Raw genomic sequence first — 19,986 nt, 5'->3', positions numbered from 1 at the left:
GATTAAGCATTAATAGTTAATTTTTTAAGGCTACAATTTTTCTTCTAAACCACATCAATAAATCATCAATGTAGGTAAAGACCACAGGTACAACCAATAGACTTAATACAGTCGATGTTAACAAGCCACCAATCACCACAATAGCCGTTGGTTGTCTAAAACTTGGTTCAGCACCTAACCCTAAAGCATTAGGCATCATTCCCATCCCCATGGCTAAAGTTGTCATAATGATTGGACGAGCACGTTTAGAACAAGCATCCATGACTGCTTCAAAACGAGAACAATTCTTTTCCCGTCGGGCAATAATGGCGTAATCCACTAACAAAATTGAGTTTTTGGTCACAATTCCCATTAGCATTAAAATACCAATGACAACAGGCATAGAATAAGGCAAACCAAAAATGTAGAGTGAAACAAATGCACCACCTAACGCTAAAGGCAACGCTGAAAGAATCGTAACGGGTTGCATGAAGTCATGAAATAACAACACCAGAACAGCATACACACAAACAATTCCGATAAAGAAAGCAAGACCAAAACCTTGCAGCATTTCACTCATACGTTGCGTTTCACCTTGCTCAACCAATTTTACCCCTTGCGGTAAAGTCTTAAGTGAAGACAGTTTCATTGCCTCATTTTGCACTTCACCTGTTGCCAGACCATTGAGCTCTACGGATAAAGTAATATTACGCAAGCGATCAATACGGTTAATCTGTGAAGGACCACTGGCAATATCAATTTTTGCAACGCTACCTAATGCCACAGTTCCATTTGTTCCTTTGACTCGTAAGTTCGCAATGCTATCCAGATCATGACGTAGCTCAGGATTCATACGTACTCGCATGGCAACCTGACGCTGGGACAAATTCAGTTTAGGTAAACCTGATGAATATCCCCCATAGGTTGCATAGCGTATGGTATCTGCCAAGGCTTCTGAGGTTACGCCAAATGAAGCGGCTAAGGCTTTATCAGGATGAATCTGAATTTCAGGCTGCTCAATTGCAGCATCCGAACTGACGTTGCCAATTCCCTTTAATGTTCTTAACTGATTTTCCACATTGTGAGCAGTCTGTGTTAATAAATCAGGGTTATCACTGGCTAATGTTAATTCGAGTTTTTCACCACTATTACCGCCCCCTACAGTCACTCGTACTCCTGAAAGTGCTTTTAACTTTTCCCGAATTTTCTGCTCTACAGCCACCTGCTTAAGCTCTCGCTCATCACGCGCGACCAAATCTACTGTTAAAGTTGCACTAGTGACATCATCACCGCCGACTGACATAAATACATCTTTGACTTCCGGCAACTTTCGAATAATCACATCGGCCTGTTGTGCAGCAGCATTGGTTTCATTCAAGGTTGAACCAGGCTGTAATTCCAATTTGACACTAGATTGCGATTTGTCTTGGGCAGGCAGAAAAGAAACAGAATTTTGTAAACCCACAACTACAGTCAATAAAAAGAAGCCTGTCGCCAGTAACATGGTTGTCTTACGGTGCCCTAAGGTCCAATGAACGAGTGATTTATAGGTGGACATAATTCGTCCATCTTTTTCTTCGTCTTGATTCTGTTCACGAGGAGGCTTTAAAAGATAAGCTGCCATCATTGGGGTAAGTAAACGAGCAACTAATAGTGAAGCTAAAATGGCGACCGATGCAGTAATACCAAATTGTTTAAAAAACAAACCTGATATCCCGCCCATAAATGCTGTAGGTAAGAAAATTGCCACTAAGGTCAAAGTTGTAGCAATAACCGCTAACCCAATTTCATCTGTGGCTTCCATTGCCGCGTCATAGGGAGTTTTACCTTGCCGCAAATGCCTTTCAACATTTTCAACCTCCACAATCGCATCATCTACTAAAATGCCGACCACAAGAGATAATGCCAATAAGGTAATCATGTTTAAGGAATAATCTAGTAAATACATGACCCCAAAGGCAGGAATAATCGATAAAGGTAAAGCAACCGCAGAAATTAACGTTGTTCGCCAGTTTTTTAAAAATAGCCAAACCACCACAATTGCAAGAAATGCGCCTTCATAAAGCATGTCCATTGAACCCTGATAATTATCTTTAATCGGGTCAACCGTATTACTTGCTGCTTTAATCTTTACTTCAGGGTGTTCTTTTTGAAATTTGCTAATGGCAGCTCTTGCCCCATCAACCACACTCACATCAGAAAAACCTTTAGATCGTTTAATCTGGAAGCCAACCGTAGCTTTACCATTTTGATAAGCTCTTGAGGTCAGATCTGAATAACTGTCTTTAATCGTCGCAATTTCATCGAGTCTGACATAACTTCCATTGGACAATGGGATGCTAATTGCCCCCACATCTGCAACATGGTTAACCGTTGCCAAAGTTCTAACCGACTGGCGCTCTCCACCAATACGTCCCTGACCACCAGATGCATCTTGTTGCATTGCTTTGAGTTGAGTCGATACATCAGAAGGCATGACTCCCATTCCTGCCATCAGGCTAGGGTCAAGCTCAATCTGTACTTCACGGTCAAGTCCTCCAACACGGCTAATGGTATTTACACCTTTAACAGCCATGAGTGCTTTGGTCACATCATTATCAACAAACCAAGATAAATCTTTGGCATCGTAACTATCAGATTCAATGGTATAGGTGAGTAAGGCTGAATTTGAGATATTTACTTTGGAAATTGTGGGATCATTCATGCTGCTAGGCAATTCTGCGCGTACACTATCTACAGCATTACGAACTTCCGAAAGCGCCTCTTCACCATCTTTTTCCAGCTCAAAACTCACCGAAATCGTTGCCTGACCATCCGAAATCATGGTCGTGATGTGATCCAGTTTGGTTAAAGATGTTAATTTATCTTCAATTTTTCTGGCCACTTCAGTTTCCAGTTGTTCTGGTGCCGCGCCCTCTAAACTGGCTGAAATCTGAATGGTCGGTAAATCCATATCTGGCGTATCTTGTACTCCCAGATGATAGAAGCCGAATAGACCCAATACCGTTAAAAAGAAAAAGAGTAAAATAGCGGGAACTGGATTTTTAATTGACCAAGCAGAAACGTTCATTATGGCGCTCCTACTTGTGGTTGGGACCCATGTTCAACAGACTTTTCAGAAGACAAAATCTTAACTTTGACTCCTTCTGATAAAAATGCGCCGCCCTTCTCTACGATGTGTGCATTGCTTGCCAGCGCTGATAGAATTTCAACATCCTGCCCCACACGTCGTCCTGTTTCTACAACTACACTTTTAACCCGTTGGTCCTGACCAACCAGATAAATATATGAGCGCCCATCTCGCATTACGAGTGCAGATTGAGGAATAGTATTTGCCTCACTTTTTCCTACACTAATTTTGCCATTAGCAAACATACCAACATGCGCATTTCCAGAATTTAGACTGACATAGAGACTAGAACGTCCAGTGCTGTTCGATAAAGCTGGACCTATGCTTCGAACCACACCACTTAATTGCTGACCATTGGATAAAGAAAGATTCACTTTCTGACCAATTTGAATTGAATCAATTTGCTTGGCATCCACTTCAGGGCGCCACTCCAGACGTCCCTGACGAATCATACGGTACAGCTCAGTTCCCGAGCTGACGACATTCCCCAATACGGCAGACTTTGAAGAAACCACACCATTATCTATGGCGTAAATCTTGGTTTGCGATCGTTTTAATTGAGTACTGTCTACGTCTGCTTGTGCAGAAGCGACACTCGCTTGAGCTGACTCTACATTAATACGATATTCTTCTAATTGTTGATCAGATAACGCGCCTCCCGCTCCAATAATTTTAGCGCGCTTCAAATTCGATACTGCTTGTTGCAGGCTGACCTGATTTTGACGAAGATTGGCTTGTTGCTTACGCAAATCGGCATTTAAACTATCATCTGCCAGTTTAAGCAAAAGCTGACCTTTCTTTACATGATCACCCACATCAACATAGAGCTGTGCAATTTTATATCCACTAATCTCGGGGCTAACGATTATTTCCTGCCAAGCCGCAATGGGGCCAGTCGCACTAATGGTGTTTTCCCAAATTTGAGTTTTTGGAGAAACCACCTGTACGGATAAAACACTTTGCTCACTCTGGACAGAATCATTATTTTTATTTTGTGTTGGTTTTTTAATGAATAGCAAAAATATTGCGACTGCAATCAACATAATCACAATGACGATTATCGTCCATTTTTTCAGTCGTATCGCTTTGTTCATGATGCTAATCCTTAAAAATTAATGTCTTTCAAACTTGTCTCGGGTTGAGTGACGACGGCATTTTTTTGCCAGCCGCCCCCCATTGCCTTGTACAAAGCAATCCATTGCTGTACGCGGCTGGTTTGCAATTCAATTTGACTCATTTGTGCTGAAAGTGAGGAACGTCTTGCCGACTCCAAATCCAGTAAATTGGTATTGCCCGCTTTCCAACTTAATTGCAGCGCATTAAAGTAATTTTCATACTCTCGAACAGAGTTTTCTGATGCCTGCTCTTGGGCAGCAATCGAATTTAGCTGTACTAAGGCTTGCTCAACCTCACTCACTGCCGATCTCACCCCAGATTGATAATCTGCAATTGCAGATACATAGGTGGCTTTGGCACTTTCTACCGCAGCTTTTTTCTGACCTGCATCAAAAATGGGTAAAGATAGAGCGGGTCCAAATGACCATGAAGCTGCCGATGTTCCGCCCGTTAAAACTGTGCTGATTACCCCTGTTAATGAAAGGCTCGGATAACGATCAGCTTGAGCAGAGCCAATCTCTGCATAAGTGGCATAAACCTCACGTTCTAATGCGGCAATATCAGGGCGATGTTGCAACATCTGTGCGGGAACATCTGAAACATTAAATAAAGCTGGCTTTGGTAAGCTTTTCGACTTTCCACTATTGAGTAACGGGCGTAATGCGGTTTCTTGCATGCCCGTGACCTGTACCAGAGTTTTTACCAATAAATCACATTGCTTCTTTTGGTTAAGAAGATTCATCTGGGTACTCGCAAGATTGGCACGCGATAAAGCGCCATCCATGGGTGCAGTAAACCCTGCTTTGACCATTTGAGAATTTGCTTGTTCAGTTTTTTGCATCGATTGCAGTTCATTCTGATAAACCGCAACCAATAATTCACAGGACCGATATTGCACGTAGTCATCTGCCACTTCTGCTGCAAGCGAAATGCGGGCATCATGCCAATCATCTTGTCGGGCTTCGATACGAGACTGAGCGGCTTCATTCTGTTTTCGAATCTTGCCAAATAAATCAATTTCCCATGAAGCATCTAAACTGCCCGTTCCCTGATTAGAGACTTGGCCATCTTTCGCTCTTTTGGCGGAGGCACTGCCAGTCAAAGAAGGAAATAAACTGGCCTTTGATGTGGTTAATGTTGCCCTTGCCTGTTCAATTTTGGCCCATGCTTTAAGCAAATTAGGACTATTGTCTTGTGCTGTTTCAATCAATTGCCCTAAAACCGGATCATTAAACTGCGACCACCACTGTGTCAGGTCATCAACTTTATGATTTGAGTTAGGGGTGTTTTGTGACCAGACACTTGTAGTCTGAGATTTGGGAGGCTGATAAGACGAATAGTGCATACAGCCAGAAAATATAAAAGGAATGGATGAATACAACAGCAATGAATAAATTTGGCGGTTCATGCAGAAAGATAACTAAACTAGACGGTTTAGTTTAGTTTGACGAAATTTGATTGTCAAACTTACAATAGCCCCCTTGGCTTTATAGGAAAAAAACTTAATGGCAAAAGTAAAGAGTGAAGCAACCCGTAACATCATCCTTGATGCCGCTAGTCAAGTTTTCCAATTAAATGGGTATGAAAGCTCCACCATGGATGCCATACGAGATGTAGCTCAGGTTTCTAAAGCAACGCTATATAGTCACTTTGCGTCAAAAGCAGAATTATTTATTGAAACACTTCTACGTGAAGCAGAAGCCAATTTTAATGATGAAATGCTAAAACTTGAGCAAAATCCCGATAATTTAAAAAATCATCTCACTATTTTGGCTTCTAACATGATTCGTTCAGCCTATTCTACGAATGGCTTAGCCATTAGAAGGTTATTGATCGCAGACGGTCGACAGAATAATTTAGGAAAAAAATTCTATGAACGAGGACCTCAAGGGGCCAAGGCTTTTATGGCCTCTATTTTGCAAAAAGCGATGGATGATGGCTATTTAAAACAAGCAAATGCAGAAATAGCAGAATGTCACTTTAGAGCTTTAGTAGAAGCTGAATTTGCCGATATTTTATATTTTGGTTTAGACATTCCTTTAACAGAAGAATGGATTAAGGCAGCAAGTGAACGGGCAATAGAAACTTTCTTCAAAATTTATAAATAACACATTACTTTAACAATGATTTAGTAGAACTTCTTACACTCCAAGAAGTTCGCTATAACACTTTTTCAATGACTTAAAAAATTGTAGATTTATCAATATACTTTAATTTTTCAAACCTAAATCATTACCCGCTTAAAGCAAATGAGCCAGATTTTTAATTTCTTCCATCACTGCCTTACAAGCAGGCGTTAAATAGCCATGCTTAGAAATAGACAAAGAAATATAGCGCTTTAGCTCGGGACTCATAATTTTTGCCGCTTGAATTGAGGTGTATTGGCTGGCCTTTTTTAAAGCCTGTGGCCCAAGCATGGTGTAAATGCCAGATTCGGAAACCAAATGGGTTTGCAAACTAATCGAGTCAGCTTCAAACACAATATTAAGCTCTACCCCATTTTCATAAGCCATGTGGTCTAAAAAATTGCGCCAGTTACTTGGCCTGCAAAACGTGACCAGCGGTAACTGATTTATTGCTTTAAATTCGACTTCATTTGCCTGAGTGAGCACATCTCCTTCACAGCTCACCAAATAGGTATCGGCTTCGGTAAGATAGACATCACCGTGTTTAGGCGTCGGATTAAACCGATAGAGTATCGCTAAATCGACGCTACCATCTTCGAGCCATTTTTCTAAATGCACCCCTTGCCCTTCACGCACCGACAGTTTAATTAAGGGATATTTTTGTTGAAGCACTTTATATAAGGTCGATAACAACGGATGTGCAGTAGACGGCAAACTGGCAATACGAACCGTCCCGATCGGTGTATCGGTCGAGTGCAAAATTTCATTATTGAGTTGGTCGGTGACGTTCAGCCATGAACGAATTTTAGGAAGTAAATGCTGGCCTAAATCGGTAAGCTCAACACCACGCCCAGTTCGGTTAAACAAACGACCACCACATTGGGCTTCAAGCTCGTTCATTTGCCGACTTATTTGCGGTTGGTTGGTGTTATGCAGCATTGCGACTTTGCTTAAGCTACCGAGTTCCACCGCGTCTAAAAATATTTTCCATAAATCATAATTCATCGATTCTTCCTAAATCGTAAACTAGCGCTTTTGAGCTATACATTTTCAGTATAACTGAAATTCAAGAATTGGTAATTCCTACATAGCTCACCTATTTCTATACTCCAATCATGTTCTCTACAACACGATTTAAGTCAGATTAAGAACCAGAGAATATTTAATTACACTGTATAGGAAGTACGATTATGAGTTTAGATTTACGTGGATTAACCCCAGCACCTGTGACTCCTTTTACCCGTGACGGACAAGTAGACCATGATGCAATTCAACGTTTAGGTTCATGGTTAGGCAGTATTGATGGTGTGAAAGGCTTGGTTGTTCTTGGGCATGCAGGTGAAGGAACATTCTTATCGCAAAAAGAACAAATGCAGGTCATCGAAAGCTTTGTTAAATCGGTAGATGACAAAATTCCGGTAATTGCAGGTATTACACTCGAAGGTACTTCGGTTGCAGCAGAAGAAGCAAAACGTGCAGTGAGCGCGGGTGCTTCGGCAGGTTTAATCTACCCTTCACATGGCTGGTTGCGTTTTGGCTATCAAAAAGGCGCACCGCAAGACCGCTATAAAGCAATTTATGAAGAAAGTGGTTTACCATCAATTTTATTCCAATATCCAGATGCAACGAAGGCCACTTACGACCTAGAAACTCTACTCGATATTTCTGCACAGCCGGGTGTGTTTGCCATGAAAAATGGCGTGCGTAACATGCGCCGTTGGGATGTCGAAATTCCAATTATTCGCCGTGAACGTCCAGACTTACAGATTTTGACGTGCCACGATGAATATTTGCTTCACACCATGTTTGATGTAGACGGCGCTTTGGTTGGCTACGGCAACATTGCCCCTGAACTTTTAATTGAAATGATTAAGGCTGGTAAAGCCAAAGATTATGCCAAAGCACGTGCACTTCACGACCAACTTTTACCAGTGACTCGCAATGTCTATCACCGCGGTTCACATATGGAAGGCACGGTAGCGCTTAAACATGCATTGGTTGCTCGCGGAATTTTGGACCATGCCACTGTGCGTTCACCACTGCTTCCACTCGCAGATGGTGCTGAGCAAGAAATTCATGATGCGATGCGTCAAGCCGGAATTGGCAAGGTCGATTTAACCCAAGCCGTTGCTTAAATTCTATTCGGGCTAGCATGTACGCTAGCCTTTTTTTCCTGTACGCTGCCTGAGGCCAAACATCGGGCATGTCACTTAAAAATAATAATAAAAAGCATGCAAACTGTGGTGAACAGGTAGTGCGAAATAGAACAAAAAAACTACGAGGAATGTAGTCATAAGGAGATAGAAGATGACAAATCTAGCGGATGTAGAACCAATTAGTCATCATCAAAAAAATGCGGAAATTATTGCAAGACTCGAACGGCTACCCGTCACCGGACGTTTGCAATTTATGCGAATTACCATTGGTATAGCGACCTTTTTTGACGCTTATACTGTTCTTGCGATTGCCTTTGCTTTACCCCAACTCATTACCGAATGGCACCTGACCCCTGCCTATGTCGGTGCGATCATTGCCGCGGGCTATGTCGGTCAACTGGTCGGTGCGATCTTTTTTGGTTCTCTTGCCGAAAAAGTTGGTCGTTTAAAAGTACTGTCTTTTACCATTTTACTGTTTGTGGCAATGGACATTTCTTGTCTGTTTGCGTGGAGCGGAATGTCTCTGTTAATTTTCCGTTTCTTACAAGGTATAGGAACAGGTGGCGAAGTACCTGTTGCCAGTGCCTATATTAACGAGTTTATTGGTGCAGAAAAGCGCGGTAAGTTTTTCTTGCTCTATGAAGTTTTATTCCCGATGGGTCTGATGTTTGCAGGCATGGCAGCGTTTTTCCTGATGCCAATTTACGGCTGGAAAGTCATGTTTATTGTGGGCCTCGTTCCATCTTTACTGGTCATTCCTTTACGGTTTTTCTTGCCTGAGTCACCACGTTGGCTTGCCTCAAAAGGCCGTTTTAAAGAAGCCGATAAAGTTGTCAAAAGTTTTGAAGACGGTGCCATTAAAAGTGGTAAAACTTTGCCTGAACCTGTGGTTAAAGACATTAACCCGCAAGCCATGGCAAAAACTGACTGGCGTGAGCTGTTCCAAGGCATTTACCGCAAACGTACCTTTACCCTGTGGGGCATGTGGTTCTGCGTCTATATGATTAATAATGCCATGGTGACTTGGCTGCCATCTCTCTACAAACAACACTTTGGTCTGTCGCTACAAACCAGTTTAGGTTATGGCTGGATTACTTCGGGCGTGGGTGTGATTGCCTCTATTATCTGTGCGTTAATGATTGATAAAGTCGGCCGCCGTCCTTGGTACAGTGCAGCATTTTTCTTGGCAATCATTCCACTCATGAGCCTATCGATTTTAGGTGCAAAATCGGCGATGGAAGTGGTGATTTTAGCAACACTGAGCTATGCCATTTTGCAGACCATTTCATTCTCTTTATACCTTTACGCTGCCGAACTTTACCCAACTCGTCTACGTGCGATGGGCATCGGTTTTAGTACCGCTTGGTTACGTGCCGGCTCTGCGATTGGGCCTGTGATGGTTGGCCTCGTAGTTGGTGGTTACGGCATTCAATATGTGTTTAGTGTGCTTGCCGTTGTGGCACTCATTGGTGGCCTAGTGACCTTCTTGTTTGCCATTGAAACCAAAGGCCAAGTGCTCGAAAAACTCTCTCCGTAATTCATCCATTTCATAAAAAGCTTGCCTAACCTCAGCGTTAGGCAAAGGGCTTATTCATGCTTAAAAAAGGAATTTAAAATGAATAAATATTTGCTATGGGGCTGTATTGGTTTAGGCAGTGTGAGCAATGCATATGCAGAGCTTCCTCAAGAATTTGGCAAGTTAGAATTAAAACTTAACACCCGTTACTGGAACGATGAAGGCACTGCCCACCCCACGCTTACCAACCCTTCACCTTCATCGAGTGAATATGAACAAAGCGCTTTAGGCCTTGAGTTAAATTATCAATCACTTTACCTTTGGGACTGGCTTGGGGTAGATGGTTCACTCTATGCAGTCACCAAGTTATTTGACTCTGGCAAACCCAGCGCACAGCTTTTAGAAGTCGAAAATAATGGCAAGCTCGATCAAAACTTTGCAACTTTAGGGCAGCTCTACATCAAAGCAAAATTAGGCGATAAAGGCGAAATTAAATTAGGCCGTCAGTTGCAAGATTATCTTTTACTTAAAAGCACTAATAACCGCGCAGTGCCAGACACTTTTTCGGGTGCGAGTGGTCAGTTTCAACTGAATGATCAGCTACAGACTTACATGGCTTACTATGACCGCTGGAAACCACGCAGCATGGATAGTTTTGAAAAACTGGTGACTGAAAATGACGAACGCATTGATTATGTCGGTTTGCTTGGTGCCAAGTACCAATACAAAAACTGGAGCTTTAATGCTGAATATTTAAATAGCAAAGATTATTTAAAAAAGTACGGGGCGATTGCTCAATATAAGTTGCCCTTGCATGGCTTGGTGTGGACATTCAACACAGGTGCTTTTTTCTCGCGTGATGATGGCAAGCTGTTTAAATGCGGTGCCGAAACCGAGCTGGACTGTGTCAAAGGCCAAGACATTAACAACCGTGGGAATGGTTATTTTGTCGATGTAAATGTAGCCAAAAATAACCTCGAAGGTGGCATTGCCGTTTCAAAGTTTGATGGTTTTTGGATTGAAGATAACTTTGCCGTGCACTCCGACCGCAACTCGGTTTTAACGCAAGACCACGGCACCAACCCGTTTCCGACCTCTGCGACCATTGGCCCTGACTTTACCAATAACGATGAAACCGCCGTTGCCCTTCGGTTGAAATATAACTGGAAAGACTATGTGAAAGGCTTAAAAACTGAAGCGAAGTATATTTATGGTTTTGGCGCGCACCAAAGTAACATCAGCAGTGATATTGAAGGTAAAGAGCGTTACTTTGACTTTACGGTAAGTTATGCCTTGCCGTGGGTAAAAAACTTAGATGTGCGTTATTCATTTTTGCATTATGAATCAAAGTTTGAAAATGCAAACCTAGGTGAAAAAATAAATGGAATGACCCGTAAAGATTGGGACCAGCACCGTGTATTTATTAATTACCGTTATACATTTTAAGTGCAGGTTAAACGTTTAGTTTAACTTTATTATATTTATTAATTTACGGCTTTAAATAGATAAACTTTTGAGTTTAATTAAAATATAAATTTATATTTTAATTTTTAATAATATTTTATTTAAATTGAATTGACCTGTTAAAAACTTATGATTATTATGGTCTCGCTGGCCTACATTGCCAGTCGGTTTTGACAGACCGAGTATACAGCGTATCAGGTATAAATACTCCCTGAGTATGAGACTTGTGCGCAACTTGCACCTCCCCCTTACCGTTGCGGTAGGACGGGAGGGGGACGCGCTTGCGCGTGCTGGTTTGTATACCCAGTCTGTCAACCCTCTTCCGTTCTACCACCATAATCAATTGACGGTGATCTTTGGTGGTAGAGCTCCATAAATTCTAGGAGTTGACCATGACATTTTTTATATTAATCCCCTATCCTCTCTCGTAATTTTATTTATTTAAAATTTAGGCTTTCTCTCACCTAAAATATTTTAAATTTATAAATAATTTTATTTTAAAATTTTAATCATTTTATTTCCCTGTATTACAGGCGGGTTAACTATTCCCTTTTTAAATGATTTTAATACTTTAAATATAAGCGGCTTATTTTTTATTAATAACTTAGTGAAAATTATCACGAGAATAATATGAAACTTTATAAACCTATTTTGGCTTTAAGCCTTTTAATAGGCGATTACGGTGTTTCTGGTTGCGACATTCACACTCAGCAGGATTTTGAAGAAATTTGCCTGTCTGGTGGGCACACCCAAGCCAGTTGCGACTGTATTTACCAACGGCTTGAACAAGTGTATTCGCATAAGCTTATGCAACGTCTAGAACATGTCAGTTTGCAAAGTCCTGCTCTCCCACAGGACTTTGCCCCTACTTTTTTTAGTGTGATGCGGCGGTGCGATAAAAACGACATGGGCTAAGCTTTTGGCTTAGCTCCCTTATCTCTGTGTCGCAATGGTAGATTACTTTAAATCAGCGCAAAAAATTAAAGTTCTGTTGTGGCATGGGGGCCTTGGGGGGAATGTGATCGTTCCAAATAAATTAAGATTAAAAAATTACAGTGAACTCATATTTCCATAAGCTATAGATTTTTAATAAATTATATTTCATTATTCATTCTACATTTAACAACTACTAATTATTCAAATGTTTAAAACTGAAAATTATTATCACGTAGAGTATTGGGGAAATCAGGGAATAACTCAAACCTGTCTAATGAGTCTTTGTAATTTAATTCAAACTCATTCAGATTTAACCTATGCTTTGCTTCTTACCAATGAGCAGACCCATGCCTTTATTATTAAAGACGAAAATGAGAGCTTTTATGTAATACGCTCAGGTTTTACCTCTGGATATATAGGTGAAGGCCCTAGAGGCTTAGCAACTGCACTAACATTATTAAAAAGACATCAAATAGAAACTGAAGAAATATTGGTAAGTTCAAAAATTTTAAGAAGGGCAAATAATTCAACTTTGAATGACTCAGAGATTGAACTTCTATTAAAAAAAGAAATTATCCGCCCAATCAGACTACACGATTATATCCATCCTTTTACAAAAGAAGTTTCTGAAACTCATAAATCTAAACGCTACTATCCTCTGGAACTACCTTATTCAATTTTAGATGATAGAATTTTTGACCTTGCTCTGCTTTTTAAGCACGATCCTGATTCAGCTCTTCTAAAAGCTTATAAACGTCTGGAAGATATAGTTCGGACACGAACAGGGCTCAATGAACATAGTAATAGTTTAATGTCTAAAGCTTTCAATATTCCGAGCTCGTTCCTTACGTGGAATGTTCCAAATAATGGCGAAAATATTGGTCGAGCAAATATATTCATTGGTACTTATCAAGCTTTTAGAAATGCACGAGCACATCGAGAATCAAACGGAAACTATATCCAAATGTTTAGAGAGTTTCTTTTAATTAACGAATTGTACTTATTAGAAGCTGAAGCAATTGAAAGATCCACTCTTGAAGAGCCCATATCTAATTAAATAAAAAAGAGCTCAGCAGAGCTCTTACTTACTTTATTGTAATGCGCAGTATATTATTAGTTTTAGTACTTACTAAATTCACCTATAAAGTTCTGCTATTAAGAAAAATACCTCAGGAATTGCCCATGAAAATTATTAACCTCACAAAACTTCTCCTTATTAGTATACTCATGTCAGTGGGCTTTAATCTCTATGCGACCCCTATTCCCAGCTATAAAGGAATACCTAAAAAAGATGTGAACTTTGCTAAATTCCTTAAGAAAAATCACAACAAAATTGTTCAACTAGATTTACTCATACAAGATCCAGATGATTTTGATTTTATTACTTATGGTTACCGCTCAGTGAGTCCAACATTTGATATAGCTCCTATTGGTAAAGTGAAATATGACGCTTACATAGAATGCGACAAGATTAACAACCCGAATGCAGAGACGACTATTGATAAATGTGCTCCATACGTACAATGGAATACAGAAACTGGTCATTTGACAGGTAAGTTTAAAGTCCTCAGTAAAGGAAAAAATGGAATGGGTAGTATGCTTTACTATCTAGTTGCTACTAAGTAAAAATATTTTTATTTATTTTATAAATTTATGTAAGTGGAATATATTGCCTAATAAATAATTTTTCATTGTCTTTTAATTATAATTTTTAAAAACTTTAAAAGGACAAAGATATACTAGCAATATATTCCTTTGGTAAATTTTTAAATCCTATAAAATTAATTAATCTTAATATACCGTTTTTATCACTTTTTCTACGCCTTCAACTAACTCTATTACTTCGTCTTTAGTTGGCTCTCTTTCTTTATTATGATCACATAAATTTCTAATATCACCTAGCCGTTGAATAAAACGCCATTTAATTGTATCAATAATATCATTTTCTTTGAGTATTTGATAATAATCTGAAATTGAAGGGTGCTTCTTACGTGCACTTAGTCCATGTAAGTCGCAAACATGACCTAAATGTTTTTCTAAAACTACTCCCGCGATTGCACCAGCTCCTCTTGTAAAACCTTTTTTAGCTAAATCTTTTGCTGCATGAAGTTCTGAATCATAAAGATCTGCTTGGATAACTTCCTGTAGATCAAATAAAGAACTGCTAAACCTCTTTTCAACAGAAGCTAAAATAGAATTTTGATTTTGCATTTTAGTAAATGCGGCATTTTGATCAACAACAACTCTACCAGCTCTAGAAGTTTGTAACCCTAGTAAATAATCTGATATTCCATAAGTTAAATAATCAACCTCTTTTCTTTTTTCATCTTTATACTGTTTTATGAAATCATTTAAACGATCAGGAATAATTTGCTTAATAACCAAAAGTGCTTCTGTGTACCAAGAATCATATTCATTTTTAAAATTAGGTAACTCTATTCCTTTTTCTTCAAACATTTTTTTTATTTCATTAGGCAATTTATTTTGATCATCTACCATGGAATAGTAAAGTAAATCTCCTTGTCTAATCAATTCTTTTAATTGCTTCTTTAACACATCAAATTTTGATTCCATATCTACCTTTCCAAAAGATAAAAAAATTATTCTAATATTTTGATATTATTGTTATATCGCTCAGAATTCAAGCTAAAAATATTACAAAGCTATATAATTTAATAAGAAAAATTTAAAACAGCACTCAACATTAGCAATACTATTTTTGACTTTCCATAATAAATCATTTTCAAATAATTTATCAGAAAAGACATAAAATAATAAACTTCGTTAATCTAAACTTTTGCCTATCTTGTACAAAAGCGACAAATAATGTCGCCTGCGTATCAATCTACAGTACCATAAATTAATAATTTTGTTATGCTAATTCTAGTAAATCACCTTCTGGAAAAACATGAAATCATTAAGCAACTATCAAAGAATTTCATTAATCAATCAATTTAAAATTTTAGATCACATTTCACCTGATTCTATCTACAAACAACATATAGAAGTATTAAGAAATGGATTTACAAATTTTTATGATGAAATTTTTGAAACCCTTTCAAAGGAAGTACCAGAAGAAATATCTACCTTTGTTCATGAAGTATTAAATATGTATCGTTCAATGCATACATTTGCTCGTAAAAATAACTACCCTGACCTATTAGAGCAAATGGTATTTGAAGGTTTTGATGGCACTACAGAATTTCAATATTGGGATTACACTGAGTTCCTTTTAATTTTTTTAAATAGATATAAAGAATTAAAAGATAATAAAGGAGATAATGATTTCAATAGTCACACAGGTAATATTTATCAATATGAACAACAATTAAAAATATGGAAAAAATATAATAATCCAAATTTTGAATCAATAAATAAAGATATAATTATTGAAATTTTAGCAGCTTAACCCATCAAAGGCGTAATCTAAATATTTCATCAAACAAATAAATGAAATATTTAGATTACAAAGAAAAATCATAATTAATATAGTATAAGCAATAGAAATCAGAGCAAAATTTAATAACAAAATAAATCTATATTCAAAAGGTAAACAGCTAAGTATTCTTAATGAAATTATCACTTTAGTTGTTATCAGTGCTGCTTCAAGCCAGTGCCCAGATTATTTAAAAATCTCGTTATTAAGAGCTATTAATCAACTTTAGGTCTTATCTACATTTGCTCTAAGTGAATTTACATTTTTAACTATTTCAGCACTTGCCTTAATTAACTCATTACCAGCAGTGAGCTGATCTTTCATCAAATTTCCTATTTTATCATTCTGAGTTTGGTCAAGCTCTTTTCCAAAATACTTTAGTGCCAACTCTTTAATTAATTCGTCTTTATCCGCTTTTTCCAAAGAACGTACATGTATTGGAAAAGCTGTAATTTCAACATGTGTTTGATAAGCCTGATCTTTTAGTTTTTTTGCATGCGAGGCTCTTCTCAAGAATATGCTACATAAAGTAATCGTTAATGAAATTGTTAAAATTTTTATTACTATAAACATATAAATAGTATTTTTAGTTGCTAAATCCAAATCCATCTTGGAACTACTATTGATTGTAAATATAATTGCTAAAGCCAAAACTGAAAAAAAATATACATTATTATAAAAATACTCTTTGCCATATTTCTCACTAAGATCCAAATATATTTTATCAGTTTCCTTAAAATTCAAAGCTTGTATTGCAGAGTCAACACCTTTGATTTTTTCATCTAAATCACCAATCATTTGAGATATAACTATCTGATTTCTTTCATCAACATTTTTGTAGATAGTTATATATTGATTAGCTTCCTGATATATTCCATTTGTTTCCTCTATAAAATCGAGAAGCGTATTAATCTTACTCTCAATTGAAATCTGATCATCATTAAGGACATCATAAAATCCATCTAAATTAATTGATCTTGTGAGTAATGGAATGTATATCCCATGATGACTAAGATACTCCTTATCTTTTTCATCTGATTTACGTATGAAATAGTCTAAGTCACTCCCAAGTTTTTGAAGTTTTTCTAATACACCTTTATGATGATTTTCTAAGTACTCTTGATGTAGTTCAATAAAACTATAGATAAATTCTGAAGCACTAATTAAATAATCAAAGATTATTTGTGATTTTTGCTCTGACATACCTTGGCCCTTTTTTTATTACTATTTATAAGATTTGAAAGTATCTAATGTATCAATTTAATCAATTTTTATACATCATCTCAACGCGATCTAATCCCTTAGCCTCTATGCAACCAAGGTACCCTATAAACTTTTATACGCTTAGTTTTAAACATCGCCCAAATGATTTAATAATTTGAATCTTAAAAAGAAAAACCCCGAAACTTTCGTTTCAGGGCTTTTCACGAATTTTGGTGGAGATGGCGGGAGTTGAACCCGCGTCCGCCAGCATTACGCTCGAGAATACTACATGCTTAGATATCGTCTATTGTTTTAACACCTTGTGACCCGACGAACAGGGTACAAGTTGCGATCCTCTAAGTTTGGTATAAAGCCCCGAGGCTTGACTCTATACGGACTTGTGTGCGTGCGCTACGGTCGGGTTCCTAAACCACAAGTATTCTAGGAAGCGGACAAACTGCCCTTAGGCAGCTAGAGCGTAAGTTTCGTCGTTTGCGACTAAAATATGCAAATTTGATTTACGAGAGAAAATGCGCTCTCGGCATGCATCTATGAGTTTCATCACCAGCGTCGAAGCCAATAACATCCCCATGAATGTATGAGCATCATAGCATAACTAAAATAAAATACTGTGCATTTTATCAACAGTCCGCTACTGATGAACATATTTACATAATGGAGAGCCTTTTGTTTTTTTCAAGGGCCACATAAAAAAGCTGCCAAACATGACAGCTTTTTTTAAAGTGTGGTCTATAAAGCACCATTGCCTAACACAATACCTTCACGGCGTGGGTCTACCCCACCTGCGTATTTACTTTGATTATTAATGTTTACTTTCATAATCGTAGAAATACCGCTGGTTTGCGCAGTGTTGGCAACGCCATGCCCTTTTGCTTTTAAGCCTTCAATCAAATCAAGCAAAGAAAGCTGTACATTCGAGCTATCTACATTGGTGTTTTTACTATTGGTCGCTCCAAAGTTTACAAGCGAGGTGGCTTGCTGCGCATTTAAGTTCCAGTCCAGCGCCCCTACCAAAGTTTTAACCACATATTGAATGATTGTGCCGCCACCTGGTGAACCTGTTGCCATATAAAACTCATCTGGCGTGGTGCCTTTAAACACTAAAGTTGGCGCCATGGTACTACGTGGGCGTTTGCCACCTTCCACACGGTTAGCAACCAGTGCCCCAGTGCTATCAAGTGGGTTCGCGCTAAAGTCAGTTAACTGATTTGACAGCAAGAAACCATCCACCATGTGGAATGAACCCATGCTCGATTCAACAGTCGATGTCATTGAAACCACATTGCCATAGGCATCTACAATCGTGAACTGAGTTGTGCCATGTTCAACAGTCGTATCGACACCCGAAGCTGGATTGAAATTACCCGCTGGCGCAACGCCCATACTTTGGTTCGGGTTAATCAGTGCTGCACGTTGTTTTAAGTAATTTTTATCAATAAAGCTTGCAACACCCTGTGCTGGTAAAGCGACAAAGTCAGTGTCTGCCACATATTTATCGCGGTCGGCATAGGCCAAACGCTCTGCCTCAGCCACTAAATGCACACCCATTACATCAGGTACACCACCTTCATTTTCAGGGTTTTTAGGTGGATAGAGCGACATATCAAAGTTTTCTAAAATACCCAGCGTTTGCGCAACCGCAATTCCTCCCGAAGATGGAGGTGGCATGGTACACACATAGTAACGGTCACGGTACGTCGTACAAATCGGGTCGCGTTTTTTAACCTGATAGTTCGATAAATCCTGCAAGGTCATCAAACTTGGGGTAATTGGAGTTCGTGCTGGGTCATCCCCTAATGTTTGGCCTGCTTTTGCCACAATGGCTTGAGCAATCGGACCCGTGTGCAATGCATTTGCCCCTTGTGAAGCAAGTGCTTCTAGGGTTTTTGCATAGGCTTTGTTGGTCATAGTTTCACCCACTTTACGAGGTGATCCATCTGGGTAGAAATAGATTGCCATTGCATTTGCATCAAGCGCTAAATTATTTGCATTGCTTGCAATCGCATCTGCCAAACGGCCCGGAATGCGGAAACCGTTGTCAGCTAAACCAATCGCTTCACCAAAAAGCTGGTTCCATTTGAGTTTGCCATGTTCCTGTTGCGCTTGTTCAAGCAAACGCATCACACCAGGCACACCAATCGAGCGACCACTACGGCGGGCACTTGGTACAGGAGCTGGTGAATTTGGGTCATATATATCTTGGCGAATTAAATAATATTCGTTGGCTGCGGCAGGTGCTGTTTCACGGCCATCATAAGCAGTGACTTTTTTGGTTTTGGCATCGTAATACATCATAAAACCACTACCAGCAATCGTGCTCGACTGCGGTTCAACCAAACCCAACACTGCTTGTACCGCAACGGCTGCATCGACTGCACTACCACCTGCTCTTAAAACATCACAACCAGCTTTTACCGCAAGTGGTGTGTTTGCCACCACCATATATTTATCTGCGTATTTAACCGTGTTACCGAGCCTATAACCCGACGCACCTTCAGGCGCTGCTGGGTCACCATTTTGGTTTGAACCGACCACCACGCTTGATCCGTCTTGTGCCAGTTTGCTACAACTGGTCGGGTCATTATCAACAATTAAATTGGGCGGGTTTGTATTTGAATCATCCTTGGGCTGATCTGACGAGGAGTCATCTCCACATCCTTGTAATAAACCGACTGCTAATAAACTACTGAACAAAAATGAATATCTTTTATTCACGTGATAACTCCAATATATACGCCTGCCTATCCATGCAATTGCCATGCAAGCTTCTTTGTTTTCAGGTATTAAATTTTTTTAATCTTTGATAAAAATAAGGTTTTATAATATTGAATGTTTAAGGGCGTTTTATCCTGTGCCCTGTCTTATGCCTCCTTGCTTGATATCACACTCTTTTATAACTGATT

General features: G+C 39.0%; 15 protein-coding genes and 1 other RNA gene. 8 read left to right on the top strand and 8 right to left on the bottom strand.

All coding sequences use genetic code 11. The features are described from left to right. Positions 1–16: 16 nt before the first annotated feature. Genes ACPF64_RS08765 through ACPF64_RS08755 form a run of 3 tightly spaced genes read right to left on the bottom strand, consistent with a single transcriptional unit; the run spans position 17 to position 5,633 of the window. Positions 17–3,049, bottom strand: coding sequence for an efflux RND transporter permease subunit (locus ACPF64_RS08765; protein ID WP_426456021.1), 3,033 nt, complete (start codon positions 3,047–3,049; stop codon positions 17–19). Next, entirely contained in the window at positions 3,049–4,203 is a 1,155-nt protein-coding gene (locus ACPF64_RS08760; RefSeq protein WP_426456020.1) for an efflux RND transporter periplasmic adaptor subunit, read from the bottom strand. Before ACPF64_RS08760 ends, ACPF64_RS08765 begins: the two co-directional genes overlap by 1 nt. A gap of 11 nt (positions 4,204–4,214) precedes the next feature. After that, entirely contained in the window at positions 4,215–5,633 is a 1,419-nt protein-coding gene (locus tag ACPF64_RS08755) for an efflux transporter outer membrane subunit (RefSeq protein WP_426456019.1), read from the bottom strand. A 97-nt stretch (positions 5,634–5,730) separates the two neighbouring features. Here ACPF64_RS08755 and ACPF64_RS08750 point away from each other — a divergent pair, with 97 nt between their 5' ends. Next, on the top strand, positions 5,731–6,333 hold the full coding sequence (locus tag ACPF64_RS08750; protein WP_426456018.1) for a TetR/AcrR family transcriptional regulator: 603 nt from the start codon (positions 5,731–5,733) through the stop codon (positions 6,331–6,333). A 132-nt stretch (positions 6,334–6,465) separates the two neighbouring features. Here ACPF64_RS08750 and ACPF64_RS08745 read toward each other — a convergent pair whose 3' ends face one another. Then, positions 6,466–7,356 (bottom strand): LysR family transcriptional regulator, encoded by an 891-nt coding sequence (locus tag ACPF64_RS08745; RefSeq protein WP_017391757.1) that lies wholly within the window; start codon positions 7,354–7,356, stop codon positions 6,466–6,468. Positions 7,357–7,541: 185 nt separating this feature from the next. Between ACPF64_RS08745 and ACPF64_RS08740 the strand changes: the two genes are divergently transcribed. From ACPF64_RS08740 to ACPF64_RS08715, 6 genes are all read left to right on the top strand, one after another. Then, complete coding sequence (locus tag ACPF64_RS08740) at positions 7,542–8,486, top strand: dihydrodipicolinate synthase family protein (RefSeq protein ID WP_003653186.1); 945 nt, start codon at positions 7,542–7,544, stop codon at positions 8,484–8,486. 172 nt (positions 8,487–8,658) lie between these two features. Continuing rightward, positions 8,659–10,044 (top strand): MFS transporter, encoded by a 1,386-nt coding sequence (locus ACPF64_RS08735; protein ID WP_045434717.1) that lies wholly within the window; start codon positions 8,659–8,661, stop codon positions 10,042–10,044. A 78-nt stretch (positions 10,045–10,122) separates the two neighbouring features. Then, entirely contained in the window at positions 10,123–11,469 is a 1,347-nt protein-coding gene (locus ACPF64_RS08730; protein WP_426456017.1) for an OprD family outer membrane porin, read from the top strand. A 648-nt stretch (positions 11,470–12,117) separates the two neighbouring features. After that, complete coding sequence (locus tag ACPF64_RS08725) at positions 12,118–12,402, top strand: hypothetical protein (protein WP_013198682.1); 285 nt, start codon at positions 12,118–12,120, stop codon at positions 12,400–12,402. A 226-nt stretch (positions 12,403–12,628) separates the two neighbouring features. Further along, the gene (locus ACPF64_RS08720; protein WP_426456016.1) at positions 12,629–13,480 is read left to right on the top strand and encodes a TIGR02391 family protein; all 852 of its coding nucleotides are present in this window, start codon (positions 12,629–12,631) and stop codon (positions 13,478–13,480) included. A 41-nt stretch (positions 13,481–13,521) separates the two neighbouring features. Beyond that, positions 13,522–14,049: a hypothetical protein gene (locus tag ACPF64_RS08715; protein WP_426456015.1), complete on the top strand. Its 528-nt coding sequence runs from the start codon at positions 13,522–13,524 to the stop codon at positions 14,047–14,049. A gap of 165 nt (positions 14,050–14,214) precedes the next feature. Here the strand turns inward: ACPF64_RS08715 and ACPF64_RS08710 are convergent, their stop codons facing one another. Further along, positions 14,215–14,997, bottom strand: coding sequence for a hypothetical protein (locus ACPF64_RS08710; protein ID WP_426456014.1), 783 nt, complete (start codon positions 14,995–14,997; stop codon positions 14,215–14,217). A gap of 334 nt (positions 14,998–15,331) precedes the next feature. On the opposite strand from ACPF64_RS08710, the gene ACPF64_RS08705 reads away from it, so the two are divergent. Continuing rightward, the gene (locus ACPF64_RS08705) at positions 15,332–15,832 is read left to right on the top strand and encodes a YfbU family protein (protein ID WP_426456013.1); all 501 of its coding nucleotides are present in this window, start codon (positions 15,332–15,334) and stop codon (positions 15,830–15,832) included. Positions 15,833–16,084: 252 nt separating this feature from the next. Here the strand turns inward: ACPF64_RS08705 and ACPF64_RS08700 are convergent, their stop codons facing one another. From ACPF64_RS08700 to ggt, 3 genes are all read right to left on the bottom strand, one after another. Continuing rightward, positions 16,085–17,062 carry a hypothetical protein gene (locus ACPF64_RS08700; RefSeq protein WP_426456012.1) on the bottom strand — a complete coding sequence of 326 codons (978 nt, stop codon included), beginning with the start codon at positions 17,060–17,062 and terminating at the stop codon, positions 16,085–16,087. 231 nt (positions 17,063–17,293) lie between these two features. Further along, positions 17,294–17,652, bottom strand: a transfer-messenger RNA (tmRNA) gene (ssrA, locus tag ACPF64_RS08695). Positions 17,653–17,812: 160 nt separating this feature from the next. Continuing rightward, positions 17,813–19,798 carry a gamma-glutamyltransferase gene (gene ggt, locus ACPF64_RS08690; protein ID WP_426456011.1) on the bottom strand — a complete coding sequence of 662 codons (1,986 nt, stop codon included), beginning with the start codon at positions 19,796–19,798 and terminating at the stop codon, positions 17,813–17,815. Positions 19,799–19,986: the final 188 nt, after the last annotated feature.

Origin of the sequence: Acinetobacter sp. KB005 (genome assembly GCF_049949095.1) — a bacterium.
Lineage (GTDB): Bacteria > Pseudomonadota > Gammaproteobacteria > Pseudomonadales > Moraxellaceae > Acinetobacter > Acinetobacter calcoaceticus.
This window is presented reverse-complemented; position numbering and strand designations above follow the sequence as displayed.

Excerpts from the sequence above, each read along its gene's own strand:
- ACPF64_RS08765 (WP_426456021.1), bottom strand. The coding sequence starts at position 3,049 with ATGAACGTTTCTGCTTGGTCAATTAAAAATCCAGTTCCCGCTATTTTA.
- ACPF64_RS08760 (WP_426456020.1), bottom strand. The coding sequence starts at position 4,203 with ATGAACAAAGCGATACGACTGAAAAAATGGACGATAATCGTCATTGTG.
- ACPF64_RS08755 (WP_426456019.1), bottom strand. The coding sequence starts at position 5,633 with ATGAACCGCCAAATTTATTCATTGCTGTTGTATTCATCCATTCCTTTT.
- ACPF64_RS08750 (WP_426456018.1), top strand. The coding sequence starts at position 5,731 with ATGGCAAAAGTAAAGAGTGAAGCAACCCGTAACATCATCCTTGATGCC.
- ACPF64_RS08745 (WP_017391757.1), bottom strand. The coding sequence starts at position 7,356 with ATGAATTATGATTTATGGAAAATATTTTTAGACGCGGTGGAACTCGGT.
- ACPF64_RS08740 (WP_003653186.1), top strand. The coding sequence starts at position 7,542 with ATGAGTTTAGATTTACGTGGATTAACCCCAGCACCTGTGACTCCTTTT.
- ACPF64_RS08735 (WP_045434717.1), top strand. The coding sequence starts at position 8,659 with ATGACAAATCTAGCGGATGTAGAACCAATTAGTCATCATCAAAAAAAT.
- ACPF64_RS08730 (WP_426456017.1), top strand. The coding sequence starts at position 10,123 with ATGAATAAATATTTGCTATGGGGCTGTATTGGTTTAGGCAGTGTGAGC.
- ACPF64_RS08725 (WP_013198682.1), top strand. The coding sequence starts at position 12,118 with ATGAAACTTTATAAACCTATTTTGGCTTTAAGCCTTTTAATAGGCGAT.
- ACPF64_RS08720 (WP_426456016.1), top strand. The coding sequence starts at position 12,629 with ATGTTTAAAACTGAAAATTATTATCACGTAGAGTATTGGGGAAATCAG.
- ACPF64_RS08715 (WP_426456015.1), top strand. The coding sequence starts at position 13,522 with ATGCGCAGTATATTATTAGTTTTAGTACTTACTAAATTCACCTATAAA.
- ACPF64_RS08710 (WP_426456014.1), bottom strand. The coding sequence starts at position 14,997 with ATGGAATCAAAATTTGATGTGTTAAAGAAGCAATTAAAAGAATTGATT.
- ACPF64_RS08705 (WP_426456013.1), top strand. The coding sequence starts at position 15,332 with ATGAAATCATTAAGCAACTATCAAAGAATTTCATTAATCAATCAATTT.
- ACPF64_RS08700 (WP_426456012.1), bottom strand. The coding sequence starts at position 17,062 with ATGTCAGAGCAAAAATCACAAATAATCTTTGATTATTTAATTAGTGCT.